Genomic DNA, 2,918 nt, shown 5'->3' on the forward strand with positions numbered 1-2,918 from the left:
CTGGAACAATGGTTTTCTTGATGCGCGCCATCTCGGGCTAGGCTTCAATGGCTGCAGTCGCATCGTCGACCAGTTTCGTACCGGCCTCAGCCAGTTTGCGGAAAGTCTCGAAGCCGAACCGGTGGACGTCTCGATAGAACGACCAACCGCCGGAAGCCCCCAGGGGTTTCATTCCAATTATTGGCGACGTGAGCACACCCGAGCGCTCCTCGATCGCAAGCGCCACGGCCGTGTAAAACATGTCGAGCCTCCACAGCGCGTCAGGATCGGGATCGCCGCCAAAGGGTATCGCACATTGCTGTTGCTTGGTGATGATGAACTCGCCCAGCAGCTCGGCGTCCGAATTGCCTTCCCATAAGCCGAAGGAATCCTGAGTACGGATCAGCCGCAGAAGGCATTTGACAAACGGGGAAGCAAGGGCCTCGTCGTCCTTGTTGACAGCAGGGCCACCCGGTGCATGAGGCATTTCGTTGTTCCTCATTTCAGTCTTCGTCTTGAAGGACGATCTCTTTTTCTGCGATGCCTGGTTCGGGCCCACTTGCGTGGCAGACGAATGGCTTGGGCGGGCCAACCCCACCCAAGAGTGCCCCGTGGCCGACCTCGAACACGTCCACCAGTGCGAGACCTTTCCCCGAGGCGCGAACGCCTGCGCGAGCGGTCCGTCAGGGCCTCGAGGCCCTCATCCTTGTAGCGATTGAAATCTTGTAGCCCGTCTTGCGCGAGATGCCGAACTCCCGGCACACATGGCTCATGCCTTCCCCGTCGAGAAGGCGAGCTACAAAACGAAGACGTTCCTCCATCACCGAACACTCTCTCCACGGCATCAACACCTCCGGCCAAAAGCGAAAAGTGTTACCCATGTGTCCGGTACAAAACGTCACCTATGTCTCGGGTCGCTCATTCTTGCTCAGGAAGTGACTGCGTTTTGAGTTTCGGGTGCCTTGTTTTGCGGAGCCACACAAAGATCCGCGTGACAGGCAGGCTCACCCGTGTAGTTGGCAAGTGCTTGGAGCAATGGGGTAAGATAGTACTGTTTGGCGTGGTCCGGAATTGGCCCCAGACGGTCCACCGATTTCAGTGCCACCTCGATCAACTCGATCGCGCGATCTTTGTTGCCGCTCTCGTAATAATACTGGGCGACCGGGAGGTACCGGCGGTATTTAAACGGGCCTTCGCCTTGTGGGGGATTTAATGTAAGTATCTGTTCCGAGAGCTCGTTGCCCATCGCAAAGCGCTCCGCGCGCGGAAGATGGGAATTGTCCATCGTGGGATCGAAGAGTTGGTTGAGGGCCAAGGCCATCCAAGACACCGCCTCGGACGTTTTGTCGATCGCGTCCTCGACCAATTTTCGCATTAGCGGCATGCCGGTCTGCATGTCGCGTAGCTTGTGAAGCAGTAAATTCGCACGAGTCAGCCGGAAATCGTGACAGTCTGGCATCAAGGCGAGGCCTTCTTCGATGGCCAAGAGCGCCGCCGTCCAATCCTCGGCCTGCATCGCCGGCCTAAGTTTGGCGTATATTGACTGTTCGCGCGCTGCACGTTGGTTACGCGCGATTCGCTTTGCATCGGCGGCTTTCGCTTCATAGCTGCTGCGCCAGCTGCCGTTGAACACTTTCGGCAAAACGTCATCGAGTTCCGCCGGGTGGCCGATAAAAGTGATGTGGCCATCGCGGTCGACCACGAACGAGGCGGGAATCCCGAATGAAAAACTAGGTTCCAACCACAGTCTCTTCATTTCACGTTTGTAATCGAACGCGATCCGATAATTCAGATTCGGGAACTTCTCGGTCAGCCAGGCATCCACGTTGGTCCGCGCTTCGTCTGCGGTTGGACCCTGTTCGCAGGCGGCAACTCCGACGACCTCAAATCCGCTGTCTTCATATTTCTCCTGCAGTTCGATCAAATGGGGCATTGCCGCGACACATGGTCCGCACCAAGTCGCCCAAAATTCAACGAGGTAGACCTTGCCGGGCTGAAAGTTCGTGAGGGGCTCGCCACGCAGCCAGTTCTCCACTTTGATCGGAGGAGCCGGGGATCCCATACGCAGTTCCATGTTCGTATCCAAAGTTATCACACACCTTTCGTGGCTTTTGTCGCGAGTTGGTTTCTCTGTCAGAATCGCAACACACGGATCAGGAGGCCATCGCTCGTCTTGCGCGTTTGCATGCGATTCAGCCCTCTCACAGTGTTGCCGCCCATCAAGCAGCAATGGGCGTGCCAACCCGTCTCAGCTCCGGTAAGCGGCGGGGAATGCTTTGAAAATTCTCCACGAGCCCAAACACGGCCGATTGTCGTGAACCTGACATGTCTTCTGCCGCTGTCGGGTTTCGCCCTCTTGAGCCAGCCGCTTTAGGACAGGTGAGAGCTTGGATGGCTCGCCTGTCATTAGACTGGCCTCGGCGTCCTCGAGCAGTGGCACTTTGGCGCCGGGTCGAAAGTGCGGGGCGGCTTGGTCCTCGTGCCGCCACCGCCGCGTGTGGATCCTTGCCTCGTGGACATAAATCACCACGCGGCTGGCAAGTCGGCGGCATTGGGCTCAATCAGCGCGGCGTTGAGCCCCGACAGCACGTAATGCTGCACCAATGTATCGGATGCCCTTCGCTGCCTCCACTTCTGCAGCCAGGCGTCGAGCGACGCTACCTGCCCACGTTCGAGCGCGACGGCGGAATCGCAGTCTGCCGAACGTCAGCCGTTGCGAAAGGTGTAGCCGTACCCGTTGATCGCCGGCGCGCCGCCGAGATGTGCGTAGAGGACCCTCGATCCCTGTGGAAAGAAGCCCCTCTGGACGAGGTCGATCATCCCTTGCATCGATTTGCCCTCGTAAACGGGATCGGTAATCATGCCCTCGAGCCGCGCGCACAGACGGATTGCCTCTTTGGTTTCCTCCGATGGAACGCCATAACCCGGGTACGCGTAGT

General features: G+C 58.2%; 2 protein-coding genes and 2 pseudogenes. All 4 read right to left on the minus strand.

Translation table 11 applies throughout. From position 1 onward, the window contains the following. Positions 1-37: 37 nt before the first annotated feature. Entirely contained in the window at positions 38-481 is a 444-nt protein-coding gene (locus EN857_RS33145) for a DUF269 domain-containing protein (protein WP_236378823.1), read from the minus strand. Between the two features lie 164 nt (positions 482-645). Beyond that, positions 646-824 (minus strand): annotated as a pseudogene (locus EN857_RS36000) (helix-turn-helix domain-containing protein); the annotation flags it as partial. An 83-nt stretch (positions 825-907) separates the two neighbouring features. Next, complete coding sequence (locus EN857_RS33155) at positions 908-2,053, minus strand: TlpA disulfide reductase family protein (protein WP_135859699.1); 1,146 nt, start codon at positions 2,051-2,053, stop codon at positions 908-910. Positions 2,054-2,685: 632 nt separating this feature from the next. Further along, positions 2,686-2,918: pseudogene (locus tag EN857_RS33160) on the minus strand (pyridoxal-phosphate dependent enzyme); the annotation flags it as partial.

This window comes from Mesorhizobium sp. M4B.F.Ca.ET.214.01.1.1, from assembly GCF_004791545.1.
Classification (GTDB): Bacteria; Pseudomonadota; Alphaproteobacteria; order Rhizobiales; family Rhizobiaceae; genus Mesorhizobium; species Mesorhizobium abyssinicae.

What these genes read in the sequence shown, in the direction of transcription:
- EN857_RS33145 (WP_236378823.1), bottom strand. Translation starts at nt 481, where the DNA reads ATGAGGAACAACGAAATGCCTCATGCACCGGGTGGCCCTGCTGTCAAC.
- EN857_RS33155 (WP_135859699.1), bottom strand. Translation starts at nt 2,053, where the DNA reads ATGGAACTGCGTATGGGATCCCCGGCTCCTCCGATCAAAGTGGAGAAC.